Source organism: Ramlibacter aquaticus (assembly GCF_015159745.1).
Taxonomy (GTDB): Bacteria; Pseudomonadota; Gammaproteobacteria; order Burkholderiales; family Burkholderiaceae_C; genus Ramlibacter; species Ramlibacter aquaticus.
Genome location: NZ_JADDOJ010000013.1, coordinates 14,930 through 32,107 on the forward strand (window position 1 = coordinate 14,930; position 17,178 = coordinate 32,107).

Genomic DNA, 17,178 nt, shown 5'->3' on the forward strand with positions numbered 1-17,178 from the left:
ATGGGGCCCCGGCCTGTGGCGCCGGGGCATTGTTCAGGTCATCCGCGTCAGGCCTTGGCCTTGACGTAGCGGCCCGGGGCGGGCTCGATGGCCTTGTACTTGCGGCTGCCGTACGACTTGGGCGCGGCCACCAGCTTGCCGCCGTGCGGCTTGAGCCAGGCCGACCAGTCGGTCCACCAGCTGCCAGGGTGCTCCTTCGCGCCCTGCAGCCACTCGGCGTGGGTCTTGGGCAGCTTGTCGTTGGTCCAGTAGGAGCGCTTGTTCTTCGCCGGCGGGTTGATCACGCCGGCGATGTGGCCGGAAGCGCCCATGACGAAGCGCTTCTTGCCCGTCAGCACCTGGGTGCTGCCGTAGGCACCGGCGATGGGCACGATGTGGTCCTCGCGCGAGCCGTAGATGTAGGCCGGCATGTCGAGCTTGCGCAGGTCCAGCTTCTCGCCGCAGACCGTGCACTTGCCGGGCTTGGCCAGGTTGTTCTCGAGGTAGGTGTTGCGCAGGTACCAGGCGTACATGGGGCCCGGCAGGTTGGTGGAATCGCTGTTCCAGTAGAGCAGGTCGAAGGGCGGCGGCGTCTCGCCCTTGAGGTAGTTGCCCACCACGTAGTTCCAGACCAGGTCGTTGGGCCGCAGGAAGCTGAAGGTGGACGCCAGGTCCTGGCCCTTGAGCATGCCGCGCTGGCCCATCTGCATCTCACGGAACTTGACGAAGGCCTCGTCGATGAACACGTCCAGAACGCCGGTGTCGGTGAAGTCGAGGAAGGTCGTGAGGAAGGTGGCCGAGGCGACGGGCTTCTCGCCGCGCGCCGCCAGCACCGCCAGCGACGTGCCCAGCAGGGTGCCGCCCACGCAGAAGCCGAGCGCGTTCACCTGCTGCGCCCCCGTGATCTCCTGCACCACGTCGATGGCGCGGATCGGGCCCTCGGCGATGTAGTCGTCCCAGGTCTTGTCCTCCAGGGTCGCGTCCGGGTTGCGCCAGCTGACCACGAAGGTGCGGTGGCCCTGGTCGACCAGGTACTTCACCAGGGAGTTCTCGGGCTGCAGGTCCAGGATGTAGAACTTGTTGATGCAGGGCGGCACCACCAGGTAGGGCCGCTCATAGACCTTGGCGGTGCTGGGCTTGTATTCGATCAGCTGGAACAGCTCGTTCTCGAACACCACGGCGCCCTCGGTGGTGGCGACGTTGCGGCCGACCTCGAACACGCTCTCGTCCGTCATCGAGACATGGCCCTGCTGCAGGTCCGCCAGCAGGTTCTGCACACCCTTGGCGATGCTTTCACCGCGCGTTTCGATGGCCTTGCGCTGGGCCTCCGCGTTCAGCGCCAGGAAGTTGCTGGGCGCCGAGGCGGCGAGCCACTGTTCGATGCCGAAGCGCAGGCGGGCCTTGGTCTTCTCGTCGGTCTCCGCGGCCTCGGCCAGCCCGAGCAGCGTGCGGGCGTTCAGCAGGTAGACGGCGGCGGTGAAGGCGGACACCGGGTTGGTGGCCCAGGCCTCGGCGGCGAAGCGCTTGTCCGGCAGCGGCGCCTTGGCGGTCAGGCCCTGGTTCCAGAGCTGGGAGGCTTCCTCCACATAGGCCTTCTGCAGCGCCTCCAGCCGGGCGGGATCGAAGGCCAGTTGCGGCAGGGCCTGGCCGGTGTTGCCGGCCAGGCCACCGAAGGATTGCAGGGCCTGTGCCCACCCTTGCGTGATGTTTTGCTGGAACTGCTGGGCGCCCTGCCCCCACTGCGGTACAGAATTCATCGTCTTGTCTCCTGGGCCCGGTTTGTTAAGAGTTCCGGGTTAACCCTGATTCTTCCATATCGAATGTTGCAGTGCAACATCCAACTGCGTGACGTCCATCGCATGTACATCCTGATCATCGCCTGGGCCTATGTCGCCCTGATGATGGCAGTTGCCGAAGCCACCAACCCCAGCGGAACCGTGCTCGGCGCCATCGTCACCTTTGTACTCTATGGCGTGCTGCCTGTGTCGATCGCCGCGTACCTGATGGCGACGCCGGCACGCAAGCGGCGCCGGCGCGAACGCGAAGAGGCCGAGCGCGCGGCCCATGCGGACTCAGCGCAGCCAGGTGCTGGCGGCGAAGCGGCCGCTGCGCCGGTCGCGCCGGTGCGAGAAGAAACGTGAGGCGTCGGAGACAGTGCACCAGCGCACGGTGCCATCGTTTCCCGACACCCGGCTGACACCGAGGGCGGCCAGGCGGCGCCGGGCCAGCGCCGGAAGGTCGGCCAGGAACTTGCCGTCGCCATGCGGCACGAAGGCGTGCCCGGCGCCGGGATCGGCGGCAAGAAAGGCCTCGCGCACCTCGGGGCCGACCTCGAACGCGGCCGGGCCTATGCAGGGGCCCAGCCAGGCCCGCAGCGCTCCCGGCGGCACGCCCGCCTCGCGCCCCAGGGTGTGCACCAGGGACTCGAGCACGCCCTGTCCCCCCTGCCCGGCCAGCCCGCGCCAGCCGGCATGGGCCGCGCCCACCGCCTCGCCGCCCTCGGCGCTGAACAGCACGGGCAGGCAATCGGCCACCATGATGGTGCAGGCCACGCCGCGCGCGGTGGTGAAGCAGGCGTCGGCCACGGTGCCGTCCGGGGTGCCGGCCTCCAGGCGCACCACGCCGGTGGCATGCACCTGCTGCAGGAACACCGGGCGCGCGCCCAGGGCTTGCGCGTAGCGGGCGCGGTTGCGCGCCACGGCGCCCGGGTCGTCGCCCACGTGATCGCCCAGGTTCAGGCTGTCCCAGGGCGGGGCCGAGTCGCCCCCCGTGCGCACGCTGCAGGCCGCGCCCACCGTGGCCGGCGCATCCCATTGCGGCAGCAGCCAGCCTGCGGGCAGCACGTCAGGCCTCGGCGTCGGGACAGGCCGAAGGCTGGGCCTTCTGGAAGGCGGCGAGCTTCATGCAGGCCTCGAAGGCGCCCATGGTGCGCGGCAGGCCGCTGAAGTCGACGTTGAAGCGCTGGCCGTTGAAGATCTGCGGCACCAGGACGCAGTCGGCCAGCGTGGGCGTGTCACCCCAGCAGTACGCACCGCCCGGCCCGCGCGCCAGCTCGCGCTCCAGCAGTTCCAGCCCGTCGCGCACCCAGTGGCGGTACCAGGTGTTCTTGGCCTCTTCGTCCACCTTCAGTTGCCGCGTGAGGTAGCGCAGCACGCGCAGGTTGTTGAGCGGGTGGATCTCGCACGCGATGAGCTGGGCCAGCGCCCGCACCCGCGCCCGGGCCAGCGCGTCGGCAGGCAGCAGGCGCGGCTCGGGATGGGTCTCGTCCAGGTATTCGATGATCGCCATGGACTGGCCCAGCGACTCGCCGTCGTCCAGCACCAGCGAGGGCACCAGGCGGCTGGCCGAGACCGCGCCGTAGCCCTCCTGCTGGTGCTCGTTCTTGACCAGGTGCACCGGCACGTAGTCGTAGGAAAGCCCCTTGAGCTCCAGCGCGATGCGCACGCGGAAGGACGCGGACGAGCGGTAGTAGTTGTAAAGCTTCATGCATCAAGCATAACGCCGGGCACGCGCCGCACCGCCACTGCGGGTCCCGCCCGATGGGCACGGGCGCGGGCCTCGCGCACACTGGGGCGAGGGTCACGCTGGAGGTCATCCGTGAAGGCAGAACAGAACGAGCTCATCACCCGCATCGGCCCCGGCACGGCCTGCGGCGCGCTCATGCGGCGCTACTGGCAGCCCGTGGCGCTGGTGGACGAATTCGACCCCGTGCTGGACCCGCGCATGGGCCCGCGCCCGCTCAAGGCCGTGCGCGTACTCGGCCAGGACCTGGTGCTGTTCCGCGACGAGGGCGGGCGCTGGGGCCTGCTGGACCGGGACTGCCCGCACCGGGGCGCCGACCTCGCCTTCGGCCGGCTCGAAGAGGGCGGGCTGCGCTGCCCCTTCCACGGCTGGAAGTTCGACGCCGCGGGGCGCTGCCTGGAAACGCCGGCCGAGCCGGCCGGCAGCCGCCTGTGCGAGCGCGTGCGCCAGCGCAGCTACCCGGTGCAGGCGCGCAGCGGCATCCTGTTCGCCTGGCTGGGCGACGAGGGGCTGGCGCCGCCGCCCCTGCCCGGCTTCGACTGCTTCACGGCGCCGGGCACGCACACCTTCGCCTTCAAGGGCTTGTGGCAGTGCAACTGGCTGCAGGCCTTCGAGGTCGGCATCGACCCCGCCCACCCGAGCTTCCTGCACCGCTTCCTGCAGGACGCGCCGCTGGAGGAGATCGGCGACAACCCGGCCGGCAAGCAGTTCCGCAGCGCCAGCGTGGGCGAATGGGACGGCCAGCGCTGGCCCATGACGCGCATCATGCGGGAGTTCTGCCAGCCCGAGATCAGCGCCGAGCCCACGCCCTGGGGCCTGCGCCTCACGGCCCTGCGGCCCATGACCGAGGCGCTGACGCACGTGCGCATCACCCAGGCGATCTTCCCGCACACCTTCGTCATCCCGCTGTCGGAGACCCTGACCATCACGCAGGTCCATGTGCCGGTGGATGACACCCACACCTACTGGTACAGCCTCTTCACCAGCTTCGCCGGGCCGGTGGACAAGGCGGCCATGCGCGAGCAGCGGCTGCAGTTCATCAGCCTGCCCGACTACATCCCCAAGGCCGGGCGGCACAACGGCTGGGGCTTCCGGCCCGAGGAGCAGCGCACCCGCACCTACCTCGGCATGGGCGAGGAGGACATCAACGTGCACGACCAGTGGGCGGTGGAGAGCATGGGCCCCATCCAGGACCGCACCCGCGAGCACCTGGGCACCAGCGACAAGGTCATCATGGCCAACCGCCGCATGCTGCTGCAGGCGATCGAGGCGGTGCAGCAGGGAGGCCCCGCGCCCGGGGTGGCCGACGCGGGCCTGGCGGCGCAGATGCAGGGCCCCGACACCGTGGACGGCATCGCGCCCGCCGGCGAATGGGCTGGCTGGTGGCGGGCGCAGGTGCAGGCCAAGCGCGAGGGTGCGCCCTGGACCGCCCGCCCGGGCGCCACGCAAGCCCTGGCCCCATGACGGGCTTCGCCGCGCGCTGCGGCGTGCACGACGACGCACGCGAGGCCTCGGCCGCGCGCGTGCTGCGGCTGGCCGAAGCGGGCGCGCTGGAACAGGTGCGCATCGTCTGGTGCGACCTGCACGGCGTCACGCGCGGCAAGGCCGTGACGCGCCGCGCCCTCGCCTCGGCGCTGCGCGAGGGCATCGGCATGGTCAGCACGCTGATGCTCAAGGACAGCGCCGACCGCACCGCCTTCCGCGTCTTCGAGCCCGGCGGCACCGCCGCCCTGCCCGGCTTCGGCTTCGCCAACAACCTGGTGCTGGTGCCCGACCCGGAGAGCTTCCGCCAGCTGCCCTGGTGCGAACGCACCGGCTGGATGCAGGCGCAGCCCTGGTTCCAGGACGCCACGCCGGTGCCGCTGGACACGCGCCGCGTGCTGCAGGCCGCACTGGCCCGACTGGCGGCGCACGGGCTGCGCATGCAGTGCGGGCTGGAGGTGGAGTTCCACATCTACCGCGTCCGCGAGCCCGGCCCGCAGTTGGACCCGGCCCAAGCCGCCTGGCCCGGCCAGCCGCCCGAGCTGGCGCTGGTGCACCCGGGCTACAACCTGCTGGCCGAGGGCTGGCAGGACATGGCCGACGAACCGCTGCGCATCGTGCAGCGCACCTGCGAGGCGCTGGGGCTGCCCCTGACCTCGCTGGAGATCGAGCTCGGCCCCAGCCAGGTGGAGGCCGTGTTCGCCGCCACCGATGCGCTCACCGCGGCCGACACCATGGTGCTGTTCCGCAGCGCCGTGCGGCAGGCACTGCAACGCGCGGGCTTCCACGCCAGCTTCACCTGCCGGCCGCCCTTCCCCAACATCATGTCCAGCGGCTGGCACCTGCACCAGTCCCTGCTGCACGAGGATGGGCGGCCCGCCTTCATGCGCGAGGCGCCCGCGCCGGGCAGCACGGCCGGGGACGCGCAGCACACCCTGAGCGAACTGGGCGCGCAGTTCCTGGCCGGGCTGCTGGCCCACGCCCGGGGCATGGCCGTGTTCTGCACGCCCACGGCCAACGGCTTCGGCCGCTTCCGGCCCAACGCGCTGGCGCCGCAGGCGGTGCTCTGGGGCCGGGACAACCGGGGCGCCATGCTGCGCGTGATCGGCGGCTGCAGCGACCCGGCGACACGCATCGAGAACCGCATCGGCGAGCCCGCGGCCAACCCATACCTCTACTTCGCCGCCCAGGTGCACGCCGGGCTGGACGGCGTGGCACGCGGCCTGGTGCCGCCCCACGCGACCGACGCGCCCTACGGCGCCGGCGCCCCCATGCTGCCCACCAGCCTGGGCGAGGCGCTGCAGGCCCTGGCCGGGGACGACGCGCTGGTGCAGGCCTTCGGCGGCCCGTTCTGCGACTACTTCAGCCGCATCAAGCAGGCCGAGCACCTGCGCTTCGAGGAGGCGCAGGACAAGGACGATTTCATGCGGCGCGAGTACTTCAGCCGCATCTAGGACAATCCGCCCATGGTCCGCGTCACCCTCCACCCCGCCGGCAGCGATGCCGCCATCCCGCTCGAGGCCCGGCCCGGGCGCAGCCTGATGCAGGCCGCCGTGGACGCCGGCGTGGAAGGCATCGCCGCCGACTGCGGCGGCTCGCTCACCTGCGCCACCTGCCACGTGCGGGTGCGCGAGCCCTTCGCCTCGCGCCTGCCCGCGCCCTCGGCCGACGAACTCGCCATGCTCGAATTCACCGCCGTGCCGCGCGGGCCCGGCAGCCGCCTGTCCTGCCAGCTGGTGCTGGACGACAGCCTGGACGGCCTGGTGGCCGACCTGCCCGAGCGCCAGTACTGAACCCCAACCCGGAAGAAACCATGATCCTCGAACTCGCCGACATCCGCGTCACCGCAGGCCAGGAGGCCGCCTTCGAACAAGCCTTCAACCACGCGGCCAGCACGGTGGTGGCCCAGGCCAAGGGCATGCGCGGCTACAAGCTGAACCGCTGCATCGAGACGCCGCAGCGCTATGTGCTGCAGATCTTCTGGGACACGCTGGAAGACCACACGGTGGGCTTCCGCCAGGGTCCGCTGTTCGCGCAGTGGCGCGGCATCGTGGGCCCGTTCTTCGCCCAGCCGCCCCACGTGGAGCATTTCGAGCTGGCGCTCAAGTCGCCGGACTGACCAGCTTGGCCAGCAGCGCGAGGAACTGCTCGCGCTCGCCGGCCTCCAGCGGCTCCAGGATGCGCTGCTGCGTGCGCGTGACGGCGCGCCGCATGGCCTGGGCCGCGGCCTCCCCCTCGGGGGTGACCCACAGCCGCTTGCGTCGCCGGTCGGCCGCGTCCGCCTCCCGCCGCACCCATCCGCGGGCTTCCAGCCGGCCGATCACCGAGCCGAAGGTGGCGGCGTCGAAGGCCACCTTGGCCGCCAGCGTGACCTGGTCCTCGCCGGGCCCGTCGATCAACGCGTTCAGGATGGCGTACTGCACCGGCGTCACGCCGAAGCCGGCGGTTTCCTCCATGAACAGCGCCACCGACACCTGGTGGGCGCGCCGGATCAGGTGGCCGGGCGCGTGCTGGAAATCGAAGCTCTTCGGCATGGGCGGAGTGTAGGTGCGCTTGCGCACGGCGGCCATCATAAGTATTCTTATCAATCGCCGCCCACGGGCCGGCTCCCGCAGTCAAGGAGACGAAATGAACGCCCCCCACCCGCTGCCCGCCGCGCGCCGGCAGCTCTACGACGAGATGGCCCCGCTGCACCTCACGCCGCTGTGGGAGGTGCTGCATGCGCTGGTGCCGCCCGCGCCCCGCAGCCCCTGCGTGCCCGTGCACTGGCAGTACGACGCGGTCCGCCCCTTCCTGATGCGTTCGGGCGAGCTGATCTCCGCCGAGGAAGCAGTGCGTCGGGTGCTGATCCTGGAGAACCCGGCCCTGCGCGGGCAGTCGGCGGCGACGCAGTCGCTCTATGCCGGCCTGCAGCTGATCCTGCCCGGCGAAGTCGCGCCGGCGCACCGCCACACGCAGAGCGCGCTGCGCTTCATCGTCGAGGGCTCCGGGGCCTACACCGCGGTCGATGGCGAGCGCACCACCATGCGGCCGGGCGACTTCATCATCACCCCGAGCTGGGCCTGGCACGACCACGGCAGCGATGCCGACGGCCCGGTGGTCTGGCTGGACGGGCTGGACATCCCCATGATCCGCTTCTTCGATGCCGGCTTCGCGGAGAACGGGGCCAGCCGCAGCCAGGCGGTGACGCAGCCGGAGGGCACCAGCTTCGCGCGCTACGGCCACAACATGGCGCCGGTGCGCCATGAGGCGCCCTTCGGCGCCACCTCGCCGATCTTCAGCTACCCCTACGACCGCAGCCGCGAGGCCCTGGACACGCTGGAGCGCAGCGCGCCCATCGACGCGTGGGACGGCGTGAAGCTGCGCTACGTCAATCCACAGACCGGCGGCTCGCCCATGCCGACCATGGCCACCTTCATGCAGCGCATCCCGCCCGGCTTCGCCGGCAAGCCCTGGCGCCAGACCGATGGCGCGGTCTACAGCGTGGTCGAAGGCACGGGAACGGCGGTGGTCGAAGGCCCCTCGGGCTCGCACAGTTTCACGCTCTCGCCCAGGGATCATTTCGTGGTGCCCTCGTGGCACACTGCGCGCTTCGCTTCCGAGGGCGGCTGCGTCCTCTTCAGCTATTCCGACCGCCCGGTGCAGCAGGCACTGGGCATCCACCGAGAAGAAAGGTTGTCATGAGCTACGTCTTCAACCCGGCGCCCGTCGTCTCCCTGCCGGTCGCCGGCCGGGCAGAGCGCTTTCCCGTGCACCGGGTCTACTGCGTGGGCCGCAACTACGAAGAGCACGCCAAGGAGATGGGCTTCACCGGCCGCGAGCCGCCCTTCTTCTTCCTCAAGCCGGCTGACGCCGTGGTCGCCGTGCCCCAGGGCGAGACCGGCAGCATCCCCTACCCCAGCCTGACCAAGAATTTCCACCACGAGATCGAACTCGTGGTGGCCATAGGCACGGGTGGGCGCAACATCCGGGCCGCCGACGCGAAGAAGCACATCTTCGGCTACGGCGTGGGCCTGGACATGACGCGCCGCGACCTGCAGGGCGAGATGAAAAAGCAGGGCCGTCCCTGGTCCATCGGCAAGGGCTTTGACCACTCGGCCCCGGCCGGCCCCATCACGCCCGCCGCGCAGGCCGGCGACGTGGAGAACGCCGAGATCTGGCTGCAGGTGAACGGCCAGGACCGCCAGCGCAGCACCATCGCCAAGCTGATCTGGAACATCGCCGAGACGATCGAGCACCTGTCCGCGGCCTGGGAGCTGCAGCCCGGCGACCTGATCTTCACCGGCACGCCCGAGGGCGTGAACGCGGTGGTGTCCGGCGACACGATGGTGGGCGGCGTCGCCGGCCTGGGCGAGCTGCGCGTGCGCGTCGCCTGAGAGCGGCGTTTTCCCCAAGCGGCAAGCCAGCCGTTTGCCCTAGCATCACCCAGGCCCGGCCCCTGCGCCGGGCCTTGTCGCATTCGCAGAAAGACAGCCACCGATGCTAGAACGCCTGGCCAAGCTGTGCGCCCTCCTCGCCGGGGCGCTGGTTTCCTTCATGGTGCTGCTCACGGTGGGCAGCATCCTGGGCCGCGAGACCGTGGGTCGCACCATCACCGGCGACTTCGAGCTGGTGGGCCTGGCCACGGGGGCGGCGGTCGGGCTGTTCATGCCCCTGTGCCAGCTGCACCGGGGCAACATCGTGGTCGACTTCTTCACCGCCAAGGCACCGCCCCGCTTCAACGCCGGCCTGGACCGCGTCGGCGCCCTGCTGCTGGCGCTCACCTGCGCGCTGCTGGCCTGGCGCGCCGCGCTGGGCGGCTGGAGCTCCTTCCAGTCCAGCTCCAGCACCATGCTGCTGGGCGTGCCCGAGTGGTGGGCCTACGCCCCCATGGTGCCGGGCTTCGCGCTCACGGCCGTGATCGGCTTCAGGCAGGCGCTGTTCGGCTTCGACAGGCCGGCGCACCACGGCGGGGAGCCCGCATGACGCTCAGCCTGGTGATGATCCTCGTCATGTTCGCGCTGATGGCGCTGCGCACGCCCATCGCCGTGTCCATGTTCATCTCTGGCTCCCTGGGCTACGTGCTGCAGGCGGGCTGGAGCCCGTACGCCAACTTCATGAACAGCATGGCCTTCGCGCGCTTCGCGAGCTATGACCTGTCGGTGATCCCGCTGTTCATCCTCATGGGCCAGTTCGCGACCCAGGGCGGGATCAGCAAGTCGCTGTTCGAGTTCACCGCCGCGGTGGTGGGGCGGCTGCGCGGCGGCCTGGCCATGGCCGCGGTGATGGCCAGCGCGGCCTTCGGCGCGATCTGCGGCAGCTCGGTGGCCACGGCGGCCACCATCACCGGCGTGGCCCTGCCCGAGATGAAGCGCCACGGCTACTCCGGCCGCCTGGCCACCGGCACGCTGGCCACGGCCGGCACGCTGGGCATCCTGATCCCGCCTTCGGTACCGCTGGTGATCTACGCCATCCTGACCGAGCAGAACATCGCCAAGCTGTTCCTGGCCGCCACCGTCCCGGGCGTGCTGGCCATGGTCGGCTACATGATCGTCATCGCGATCTACGTGCGCCTGGTGCCCGGCCACGCCCCCGAACTGGACGACGACCCGCCGCCCTTCGCCTGGGGCACGGTGCTGGGCCTGCTGCCCATCGCGCTGGTGTTCCTGGTGGTGTTCGGCGGCATCTACGGCGGCTTCTTCTCGCCCACCGAGGGCGCCGGCGTGGGCGCGGGCGCGGCACTGCTGGCCGCGCTCCTCAAGCGCGAGATGACCTGGGCGAAGTTCCTGCACAGCTTCTACGCGACGGCCGAGAGCACGGCCATGATCTTCCTGATCTTCATCGGCGCGGACGTGCTGAATTCGGCCATCGCCCTCACCCAGGTGCAGGCCCAGCTCGTGACCGTGGTGCAGGGCTGGCAGGTCTCGCCGATCTGGGTCATGGTGGGCATCGTCGTCCTGCACCTGCTGCTCGGCACGGTGACCGAGGAGCTCTCCATCATCCTGCTGACGATCCCGATCTTCTTCCCATTGGTCATGAGCCTGGACTTCGGCATGGCCAAGGAGCCGCTCGCGATCTGGTTCGGCATCCTGATCCTGATGGTCGTCTCCTTCGGGATGCTGGTGCCGCCCATGGGCCTGAACGTTTACGTGGTGAACGGCATGGCGCGCGGCGTGCCGCTCACGGAGACCTTCCGCGGCGTGCTGCCCTTCCTGGTCAGCGATTTCATCCGCATCGGCCTGATCCTCGCCTTCCCCGGCATCGCCCTCTGGCTGGTACGGTTCATGTCCTGACGGCAGAGGTGCCGGCTTGGGGATGACACGGAGGCGAGCCCGGGCCGATGGGGCTATGGTCCCTGCATTACCATTCCACCGGGACTCGCCATGATCCAACGCCGCACCCTGCTCAAGACCGCCGCCGCCGGCGCCGCCCTCGGCGCTCCGCTGGCCGCACTCGCCCAGCAGGCGGTGACCCTGAAGTTCCACACCTTCATGGCGCCGCAATCCAACGTCTGGCTGAACATGCACAAGGCGTGGATGAACAAGGTCGAGAAGGAGTCCAACGGCCGCATCAAGTTCGAGGGCTACCCGGCCATGCAGCTGGGTGGCACGCCGGTGCAGCTGTACGACCAGGCCCGCGACGGCGTGGTCGACGTGATCTGGACGCTGCCCGGCAACACCGCCGGCCGCTTCCCGCGGGTGGAGGTGTTCGAGCTGCCCTTCATGATGACGAATGCCGAGGCCACCTCGAAGGCGTACTGGGAGTACGTGCAGACCATGGCGCCGGACGAATTCAAGGAAACGCAGGTGCTGGCGCTGCAGGTGCACGGCCCGGGCGTGATCCACACCGCCGAAAAGCCGGTGAAGTCCATCAACGACCTGCGCGGCCTGAAGATGCGCGCCCCTACCCGCCAGGTCACCAAGCTGCTGGGCTCCCTGGGCGCCACGCCGGTGGGCATGCCGCTGCCGCAGATTCCCGACGCCTTGTCCAAGGGCACCATCCAGGGCTGCGTGATCCCCTGGGAGGTGGTGCCCTCGGTCAAGGTCCACGAGCTGACCAAGTACCACGCCGAGTTCGACCCGGCGGGCGGATCGCTCTACACCACCACCTTCGTGATGGCGATGAACAAGGCGAAGTACAACAGCCTGCCGCCCGACCTGAAGAAGGTGATCGACGCCAACTCCGGCCTGGCCACCTCGGGCTGGCTGGGCAAGACCCAGCAGGCCGGCGACGCCGCCGGCCGCAAGGCCGCGGTGGACCACGGCAACACCATCTTCACCGTGCCGGCCGCCGAGGCGCAGGAATTCCGCCGCCGCTCGCGCCAGATCGAGGTGGAATGGGTGGAGGACATGAACAAGCGCGGCTTCGACGGCCGCAAGCTGCTGGAGACGGCGCGCGCGCTGATCGACAAGCACACCAAGACGACGAAGGCCTGAAACTGCAGCTCCCGATCAAACACTGCCGCAACTGCGGCGCCGCGGTGGTCCTGCGGGTGCCGGACGACGGGGACACACGCCAGCGCGCGGTGTGCCCGGTCTGCAACACCATCCACTACCAGAACCCGCTGAACGTGGTGGGCACCGTGCCCTACCTCGGGGACCGCGTGCTGCTGTGCAAGCGCAACATCGAGCCGCGCTGGGGCAAGTGGACGCTGCCGGCCGGCTTCATGGAGCTGGGCGAGAGCACGGCCCAGGGCGCCGCGCGAGAGACCGACGAGGAGGCCGGCGCCCAGATCGTCATGGAAGGCCTGCAGTCCATGCTCAGCGTGCCCCGCGTGGGCCAGGTCCACATCTACTACCGCGCGCGCCTGCTCTCGGAGACCTTCAACCCCGGCCACGAAACGCTGGAGACGCGCATGTTCACGGAGGACGAGGTCCCCTGGGACGAGCTCGCCTTCCGCACGGTGCGCGAGACGCTGCGCTGCTACTTCGAGGACAGGCGCCGGGGCAGCTTCAGCGTGCACGAACTCGTCATCGACTGAAGCCCGGCCGCGCCGGGCTCAGTGGTCGACGCGCCGGCTGGCTTCCCGCACGCGAACTTCCTCGCGGTGCTGCACGCACAGCGGATGGGCCTGCGTGCCGGGCTTGCCACAGGCATCCACCAGGCACAGCTCACGCATCAGGAACACACGGTCGCGGCAGGCATCCACGGCGCTCCAGTTCGCCGGACGGGCCGCCTCGCGCGCAGGCTGCGACGGCGCCGCGGCCACGTTGGCCACGGGCGCCGGGGCCGTGCCGCTGGCCTGGGGCTGGGGCAACGGCTCGGACCGGGACGCGACCGCAGTCTCGCGCGTCTTGTGCGTGGCGGGCCGCGAGGCGTTGTGGGAGGGGGACGCGGCGGACGGCGCCGCCCCGGCATGCGACGCGCCACCGCCCGCCACGGCCACCGCGGGTGCCGACGAGGCGGCCACGGCACCGGCCGGTGAACGGCTTTCCGCCGTCAGCTCCTTCGTCACAGGCGGCTGCGAGGCGGCGCTGTGAGCGGCCGGTGCCGCAGCATCGGCCGAAGCGGAGGGCGCTGGCGACAGCGGCGCGCGCCACACCCACGCGGCAGTCCCCACCGCCAGCAGCAGGCCTGCGAGCGCGAGCACAGGCCCCCTGCGGCGCGCGGGCCGGGCTGCTGCGCCGGAGGCCGACGCGGCAGCCTGGGGCTGGGACGGGTCCGCGGCGGAGGTCGCCCCGGGCAGACCTTGTGCCGCCCGGGCGGAGGCAGGGGCGTCATCGCCCGGCCGCCCGGTGAGGGGCGCGCCAGCCGGCCACGTGTCCTGGGCCGGGTTGCCCGGCGCCACGGCGCCGCCCTCGGCGGCAGCGGCGAGCCCGCCGGCCGCCGAGCCTGGAGCATCCGCTGAACGCGGCGAACCCGCCACCGGCTCTTCGCCCGCCGACGCACCGGCGCCGGCGCCAGCCATGCCGGTCAGGATCGTCGTGTCGGTCCCGCTGGAGGCGTCGCGCAGCCGCGCGATCCGCTTGCGCGCCAGGTCGGCGTAGATGCCTTGAGGGAAACGGACCAGGAAGGACTCCAGTTCCTCGGGGTCCGCCGATTCGCGCACGTCCTTCCAGTAGACCAGCTCCAGCTCCTGGGTGATGCTGGAGCGCAGCCCCGGCGAGGACATCGGTGCCGACGCCGGCGTCGAGGGACTGCTGTCCTCCTCCCGCTGCGCGCCTTCGGCAGGAGTCCGGCGCTCGGGCGGGGGCGGCCGAAGTGCCCGGTCCGTCTGCGCCTGCATCGCATCCCGCAGGGCCTGGGCGAATTCATCGGCGGACTGGAAGCGCTGGTCGCGGTCCTTGGCGAGCGCGCGCGCCACCACCGCGTCCATCGCCTCGCCCAGCCCCGTGTTCAGCTGGCTGGGCCGCGGCGGCTCGCTGCTGATGATCTGCTGGATGATGGAGAAATCGTTGTCGGCATCGAAGGGCCGGCGGTTGGTGAGCAATTGGTAGAGCACCACCCCGGCCGAGAACAGGTCCGCGCGCGCGTCCACCTTCAGGCCCTGCACCTGCTCGGGGGCCATGTACTTCAGGGTGCCAATCATGCTGCCCTGCGTGCGCGTGAGGTCGCCGCTGTCCTGGATGCGCGCGACGCCGAAATCGGTCAGCTTGACCCGGCCGCTGGCATCCACCAGCAGGTTCGCGGGCTTCACGTCGCGGTGCACGACGCCGCGCTCGTGCGCATAGGCCAGCGCCGACAGCAGGTCCTCGATCACGGCCGTGGCGCTGCCCAGGTCCAGGCCGGGGCCCCGGTCCAGGTCGTGCTTGAGGTCGTGCCCCTGCACGAATTCCATGACCAGGAAGGCGATGTTGCCGTCCCGGTCCCAGTCGTGCACGGTGACGATGTGGGGGTGCGCGAGCCGTGCGGCGGAGCGCGCCTCGGTGCGGAAGCGGGCCTCGTAGTCGGCGGCCTCGCCCGCGGGCATTTCCTGCACCTTCACGGTCTTGATGGCGACGCGGCGATCCAGGTTGGGATCACGGCCCTCGTAGACGATGCCCATGGCGCCACGGCCCAGGACGCGGATCAGCTCATACCTGCCAAGCTTCTTTGAACTCACGTCGGGGGTGCGTCCTGTAAGGTTCGGGCCATTCTAGGCCCAAGAGCGTCCACCGCTTCAGGCGTGGACGACAAAGCGCACGGTCGGTGGGGCTTCGGCGCCGCGTTCGCAGCCCAGCGTGATGGTGCCCTGCCCGACCAGGTAGCACTCGGTGCGTCGCAGCACCAGCGGCTCCGCCTGGCTGCCCAGGTACACCCAGGTGCCGAAGCTCGAGGCATCCGTCAGCACGAAGTGGCCGCCCCGCCACTCCACCGTGGCATGCATGCGCGAGACCCGCCCGTCGTTCAGGGCCAGCGAGGAGGTGGGCGCGCGACCCAGGGTGATCGTCTCGCCGCGCGGTTCCAGCCGCAGCGAGCGGCCATTCGCATAGAGCTCGAGCGACGCCTCGTGCGCCGGCTCGCCCATGGTGATGCCCATGACGGTGGCCTCGGTGTCCAGGCCGATCTGCCAGTGCACGCGGAACACCTGCGTGGCCTTGCTCCTGCCGCGCAGGAACATGGGCCCCAGGGCGCGCAGCAGCTTGCGGTGTTCCTCGGGCAGCGCCTCGCGCACGCGCGCCGTGGTGAGGATCTGGTCGGCACCGGCCAGGTCGGCCAGGCGCGCCGCACTGTTCACGGCGTCGCCATAGCAGTCCCCGGCGATCTCCACCACGTCGCCCGACTCGATGCCGATCTGCATCTGCACCGGCCGGCCGCTGCCGCCGGCAAAGACCGGGCGCTCCTGCAGGCGCTTCTGGATGGCGATGCACGCGTTGATCGCGTCATGCTCGTGGGCGAACACCGCGAACACGCCGTCGCCCAGCAGCTTGACCACGCGGCCGTGGTGGTGCTCGAAGCTGTGCGCGAGAGAGGTGGTGAACTGCGTGACGAAGCGCCCGGCGGTCTGGTCGCCGAGCCGCTCGAAGATGCCGGTGCTGCCGACAAGGTCCGCGAATACGACGGTGGTCACGCTGCTCCTGGGGCTGGCGGGCATGGGCCCGCAGCCCAGCCATTCTATGCGTGCGGTCCGCAATGAAAACGGGCCGCAGCGTTGGCTGCGGCCCGTCTGGAAGAATGGTCGGCGTGGCGGGATTCGAACTCGCGACCCCTTGCACCCCATGCAAGTGCGCTACCAGGCTGCGCTACACGCCGACAAGCCTCAGATTATAGCCTGCCTTGGCGGGCTTTTCGGCCGGGCTTGAAAATCAATGTGCGGACGAGAGCAGGTCACGGATCTCGAACAGCTCGCGCCGCACCAGCAGGATCTGCTGCGAGTAGGCATCCGGCTCGGCAGCGACGCTGCCACCGGCTTCTTCGAACGCGGCTTCGTCCTCGACCTCGATGACCTCGACCCCCTCGAGCATCACCTCGCCGGCGCGCCGGCGGTCGCGCTCGACCTGCACGATCTCCTGCAGCTTGTTGCGCGCGCCGCTGATGGTGAAGCCCTGGTCGTAGAGCAGGTCACGGATGCGGCGGATCATCAGCACCTCGTGGTGCTGGTAGTACCGGCGGTTGCCGCGGCGCTTCATGGGACGCAGCTGCGTGAACTCCTGCTCCCAGTACCGCAGCACGTGCGGCTTGACGCCACACAGCTCGCTGACCTCACCGATGGTGAAGTAGCGCTTGGCGGGAATGGCCGGGAGGGCTTTCTCCATTGAAATCAATGCGGTACGGCGGAAAGCTTCGAGGTTACTCTAAGCCACACCGGGTGCAAAGGGGCAGCGCGCAAAAGATCGTGCAGCGGCGCGAAACCTTGTGGTGGAAATCACGGCGCGGCCAGCATCCTGCCGCGCCGTGTCACGTTCTGCCCCGCGATGCGCAGCGGCGTGCGACCGCTCAGGCCTTGTCGCCGGCCTGGATCTGTTCCTTGAGCTTGTGGCTCGCGTGGAAGGTGACGACGCGCCGCGCCTCGATCGGGATCGCCTCGCCCGTGCGCGGGTTGCGGCCCGGCCGCGGCGCCTTGGTGCGGATCTGGAAATTGCCGAAGCCCGAGATCTTCACGTCCTGGCCTTCGACCAGGCTGGCCGAGATCAGGTCGAAGAAGGCGTCGATCATGTCCTTGGACTCGCGCTTGTTCAGGCCGATCTGCTCGAACAGCAGCTCGGCGAGCTGGGCCTTCGTCAGCGCAGGCGTTTCCAGGCTCTCGACCGCAAATTCCATGATGTCCTGCGCCTTGTTGGCGTTGGTCAGCGAATC

At 70.3% G+C, this 17,178-nt stretch carries 19 protein-coding genes and 1 tRNA gene; 11 read left to right on the forward strand and 9 right to left on the reverse strand.

The genetic code is table 11. The features are described from left to right. Positions 1-47 precede the first annotated feature (47 nt). Entirely contained in the window at positions 48-1,736 is a 1,689-nt protein-coding gene (locus IM725_RS04950) for a PHA/PHB synthase family protein (RefSeq protein WP_193779468.1), read from the reverse strand. 102 nt (positions 1,737-1,838) lie between these two features. On the opposite strand from IM725_RS04950, the gene IM725_RS04955 reads away from it, so the two are divergent. Beyond that, positions 1,839-2,120 carry a hypothetical protein gene (locus IM725_RS04955; protein WP_193779469.1) on the forward strand — a complete coding sequence of 94 codons (282 nt, stop codon included), beginning with the start codon at positions 1,839-1,841 and terminating at the stop codon, positions 2,118-2,120. Here the strand turns inward: IM725_RS04955 and pgeF are convergent. Together pgeF and maiA are read right to left on the reverse strand one after the other, a co-directional pair. Next, positions 2,052-2,819 (reverse strand): peptidoglycan editing factor PgeF, encoded by a 768-nt coding sequence (gene pgeF, locus IM725_RS04960; RefSeq protein ID WP_193779511.1) that lies wholly within the window; start codon positions 2,817-2,819, stop codon positions 2,052-2,054. The genes IM725_RS04955 and pgeF overlap by 69 nt on opposite strands. 4 nt (positions 2,820-2,823) lie before the next feature. Then, positions 2,824-3,465, reverse strand: coding sequence for a maleylacetoacetate isomerase (gene maiA / locus IM725_RS04965; RefSeq protein ID WP_193779470.1), 642 nt, complete (start codon positions 3,463-3,465; stop codon positions 2,824-2,826). Between the two features lie 111 nt (positions 3,466-3,576). On the opposite strand from maiA, the gene IM725_RS04970 reads away from it, so the two are divergent. Genes IM725_RS04970 through IM725_RS04985 form a run of 4 tightly spaced genes read left to right on the forward strand, consistent with a single transcriptional unit; the run spans position 3,577 to position 7,102 of the window. Next, positions 3,577-4,965: a Rieske 2Fe-2S domain-containing protein gene (locus IM725_RS04970; protein ID WP_193779471.1), complete on the forward strand. Its 1,389-nt coding sequence runs from the start codon at positions 3,577-3,579 to the stop codon at positions 4,963-4,965. Continuing rightward, the gene (locus tag IM725_RS04975) at positions 4,962-6,437 is read left to right on the forward strand and encodes a type I glutamate--ammonia ligase (protein ID WP_193779472.1); all 1,476 of its coding nucleotides are present in this window, start codon (positions 4,962-4,964) and stop codon (positions 6,435-6,437) included. Before IM725_RS04970 ends, IM725_RS04975 begins: the two co-directional genes overlap by 4 nt. Positions 6,438-6,449: 12 nt before the next feature. Then, positions 6,450-6,776 carry a 2Fe-2S iron-sulfur cluster-binding protein gene (locus tag IM725_RS04980; protein ID WP_193779473.1) on the forward strand — a complete coding sequence of 109 codons (327 nt, stop codon included), beginning with the start codon at positions 6,450-6,452 and terminating at the stop codon, positions 6,774-6,776. 20 nt (positions 6,777-6,796) lie between these two features. Continuing rightward, complete coding sequence (locus IM725_RS04985; RefSeq protein ID WP_193779474.1) at positions 6,797-7,102, forward strand: antibiotic biosynthesis monooxygenase family protein; 306 nt, start codon at positions 6,797-6,799, stop codon at positions 7,100-7,102. Here the strand turns inward: IM725_RS04985 and IM725_RS04990 are convergent. Then, on the reverse strand, positions 7,086-7,517 hold the full coding sequence (locus tag IM725_RS04990; RefSeq protein ID WP_193779475.1) for a MarR family winged helix-turn-helix transcriptional regulator: 432 nt from the start codon (positions 7,515-7,517) through the stop codon (positions 7,086-7,088). The genes IM725_RS04985 and IM725_RS04990 overlap by 17 nt on opposite strands. A gap of 94 nt (positions 7,518-7,611) precedes the next feature. Between IM725_RS04990 and gtdA the strand changes: the two genes are divergently transcribed. The 6 genes from gtdA (at position 7,612) to IM725_RS05020 (ending at position 12,943) form a co-directional block, all read left to right on the forward strand. Continuing rightward, complete coding sequence (gene gtdA, locus IM725_RS04995; RefSeq protein ID WP_193779476.1) at positions 7,612-8,667, forward strand: gentisate 1,2-dioxygenase; 1,056 nt, start codon at positions 7,612-7,614, stop codon at positions 8,665-8,667. Beyond that, entirely contained in the window at positions 8,664-9,359 is a 696-nt protein-coding gene (locus tag IM725_RS05000; protein ID WP_193779477.1) for a fumarylacetoacetate hydrolase family protein, read from the forward strand. Before gtdA ends, IM725_RS05000 begins: the two co-directional genes overlap by 4 nt. Before the next feature lie 103 nt (positions 9,360-9,462). Next, positions 9,463-9,948, forward strand: a complete 486-nt coding sequence (locus tag IM725_RS05005; protein ID WP_193779478.1) for a TRAP transporter small permease — start codon at positions 9,463-9,465, stop codon at positions 9,946-9,948. Next, complete coding sequence (locus tag IM725_RS05010; protein ID WP_193779479.1) at positions 9,945-11,255, forward strand: TRAP transporter large permease; 1,311 nt, start codon at positions 9,945-9,947, stop codon at positions 11,253-11,255. Before IM725_RS05005 ends, IM725_RS05010 begins: the two co-directional genes overlap by 4 nt. Positions 11,256-11,345: 90 nt before the next feature. Next, entirely contained in the window at positions 11,346-12,398 is a 1,053-nt protein-coding gene (locus IM725_RS05015) for a TRAP transporter substrate-binding protein (RefSeq protein WP_193779480.1), read from the forward strand. Continuing rightward, on the forward strand, positions 12,395-12,943 hold the full coding sequence (locus tag IM725_RS05020; RefSeq protein WP_193779512.1) for an NUDIX hydrolase: 549 nt from the start codon (positions 12,395-12,397) through the stop codon (positions 12,941-12,943). Before IM725_RS05015 ends, IM725_RS05020 begins: the two co-directional genes overlap by 4 nt. An 18-nt stretch (positions 12,944-12,961) precedes the next feature. Here the strand turns inward: IM725_RS05020 and IM725_RS05025 are convergent, their stop codons facing one another. From IM725_RS05025 to IM725_RS05045, 5 genes are all read right to left on the reverse strand, one after another. Further along, positions 12,962-15,004 carry a serine/threonine-protein kinase gene (locus tag IM725_RS05025; RefSeq protein WP_193779481.1) on the reverse strand — a complete coding sequence of 681 codons (2,043 nt, stop codon included), beginning with the start codon at positions 15,002-15,004 and terminating at the stop codon, positions 12,962-12,964. A gap of 57 nt (positions 15,005-15,061) precedes the next feature. Next, positions 15,062-15,952, reverse strand: coding sequence for an adenylate/guanylate cyclase domain-containing protein (locus IM725_RS05030; RefSeq protein ID WP_193779482.1), 891 nt, complete (start codon positions 15,950-15,952; stop codon positions 15,062-15,064). Between the two features lie 105 nt (positions 15,953-16,057). Beyond that, a tRNA-Pro gene (locus IM725_RS05035) sits at positions 16,058-16,134 on the reverse strand. Positions 16,135-16,187: 53 nt separating this feature from the next. Further along, complete coding sequence (locus IM725_RS05040) at positions 16,188-16,637, reverse strand: MerR family transcriptional regulator (RefSeq protein ID WP_193779483.1); 450 nt, start codon at positions 16,635-16,637, stop codon at positions 16,188-16,190. A gap of 181 nt (positions 16,638-16,818) precedes the next feature. Further along, on the reverse strand, positions 16,819-17,142 hold the full coding sequence (locus IM725_RS05045) for an integration host factor subunit alpha (protein ID WP_193779513.1): 324 nt from the start codon (positions 17,140-17,142) through the stop codon (positions 16,819-16,821). Positions 17,143-17,178: the final 36 nt, after the last annotated feature.

What these genes read in the sequence shown, in the direction of transcription:
- IM725_RS04950 (WP_193779468.1), bottom strand. Translation starts at nt 1,736, where the DNA reads ATGAATTCTGTACCGCAGTGGGGGCAGGGCGCCCAGCAGTTCCAGCAA.
- IM725_RS04955 (WP_193779469.1), top strand. Translation starts at nt 1,839, where the DNA reads ATGTACATCCTGATCATCGCCTGGGCCTATGTCGCCCTGATGATGGCA.
- maiA (WP_193779470.1), bottom strand. Translation starts at nt 3,465, where the DNA reads ATGAAGCTTTACAACTACTACCGCTCGTCCGCGTCCTTCCGCGTGCGC.
- IM725_RS04975 (WP_193779472.1), top strand. Translation starts at nt 4,962, where the DNA reads ATGACGGGCTTCGCCGCGCGCTGCGGCGTGCACGACGACGCACGCGAG.
- IM725_RS04980 (WP_193779473.1), top strand. Translation starts at nt 6,450, where the DNA reads ATGGTCCGCGTCACCCTCCACCCCGCCGGCAGCGATGCCGCCATCCCG.
- IM725_RS04985 (WP_193779474.1), top strand. Translation starts at nt 6,797, where the DNA reads ATGATCCTCGAACTCGCCGACATCCGCGTCACCGCAGGCCAGGAGGCC.
- IM725_RS04990 (WP_193779475.1), bottom strand. Translation starts at nt 7,517, where the DNA reads ATGCCGAAGAGCTTCGATTTCCAGCACGCGCCCGGCCACCTGATCCGG.
- gtdA (WP_193779476.1), top strand. Translation starts at nt 7,612, where the DNA reads ATGAACGCCCCCCACCCGCTGCCCGCCGCGCGCCGGCAGCTCTACGAC.
- IM725_RS05000 (WP_193779477.1), top strand. Translation starts at nt 8,664, where the DNA reads ATGAGCTACGTCTTCAACCCGGCGCCCGTCGTCTCCCTGCCGGTCGCC.
- IM725_RS05005 (WP_193779478.1), top strand. Translation starts at nt 9,463, where the DNA reads ATGCTAGAACGCCTGGCCAAGCTGTGCGCCCTCCTCGCCGGGGCGCTG.
- IM725_RS05010 (WP_193779479.1), top strand. Translation starts at nt 9,945, where the DNA reads ATGACGCTCAGCCTGGTGATGATCCTCGTCATGTTCGCGCTGATGGCG.
- IM725_RS05015 (WP_193779480.1), top strand. Translation starts at nt 11,346, where the DNA reads ATGATCCAACGCCGCACCCTGCTCAAGACCGCCGCCGCCGGCGCCGCC.
- IM725_RS05040 (WP_193779483.1), bottom strand. Translation starts at nt 16,637, where the DNA reads ATGGAGAAAGCCCTCCCGGCCATTCCCGCCAAGCGCTACTTCACCATC.
- IM725_RS05045 (WP_193779513.1), bottom strand. Translation starts at nt 17,142, where the DNA reads ATGGAATTTGCGGTCGAGAGCCTGGAAACGCCTGCGCTGACGAAGGCC.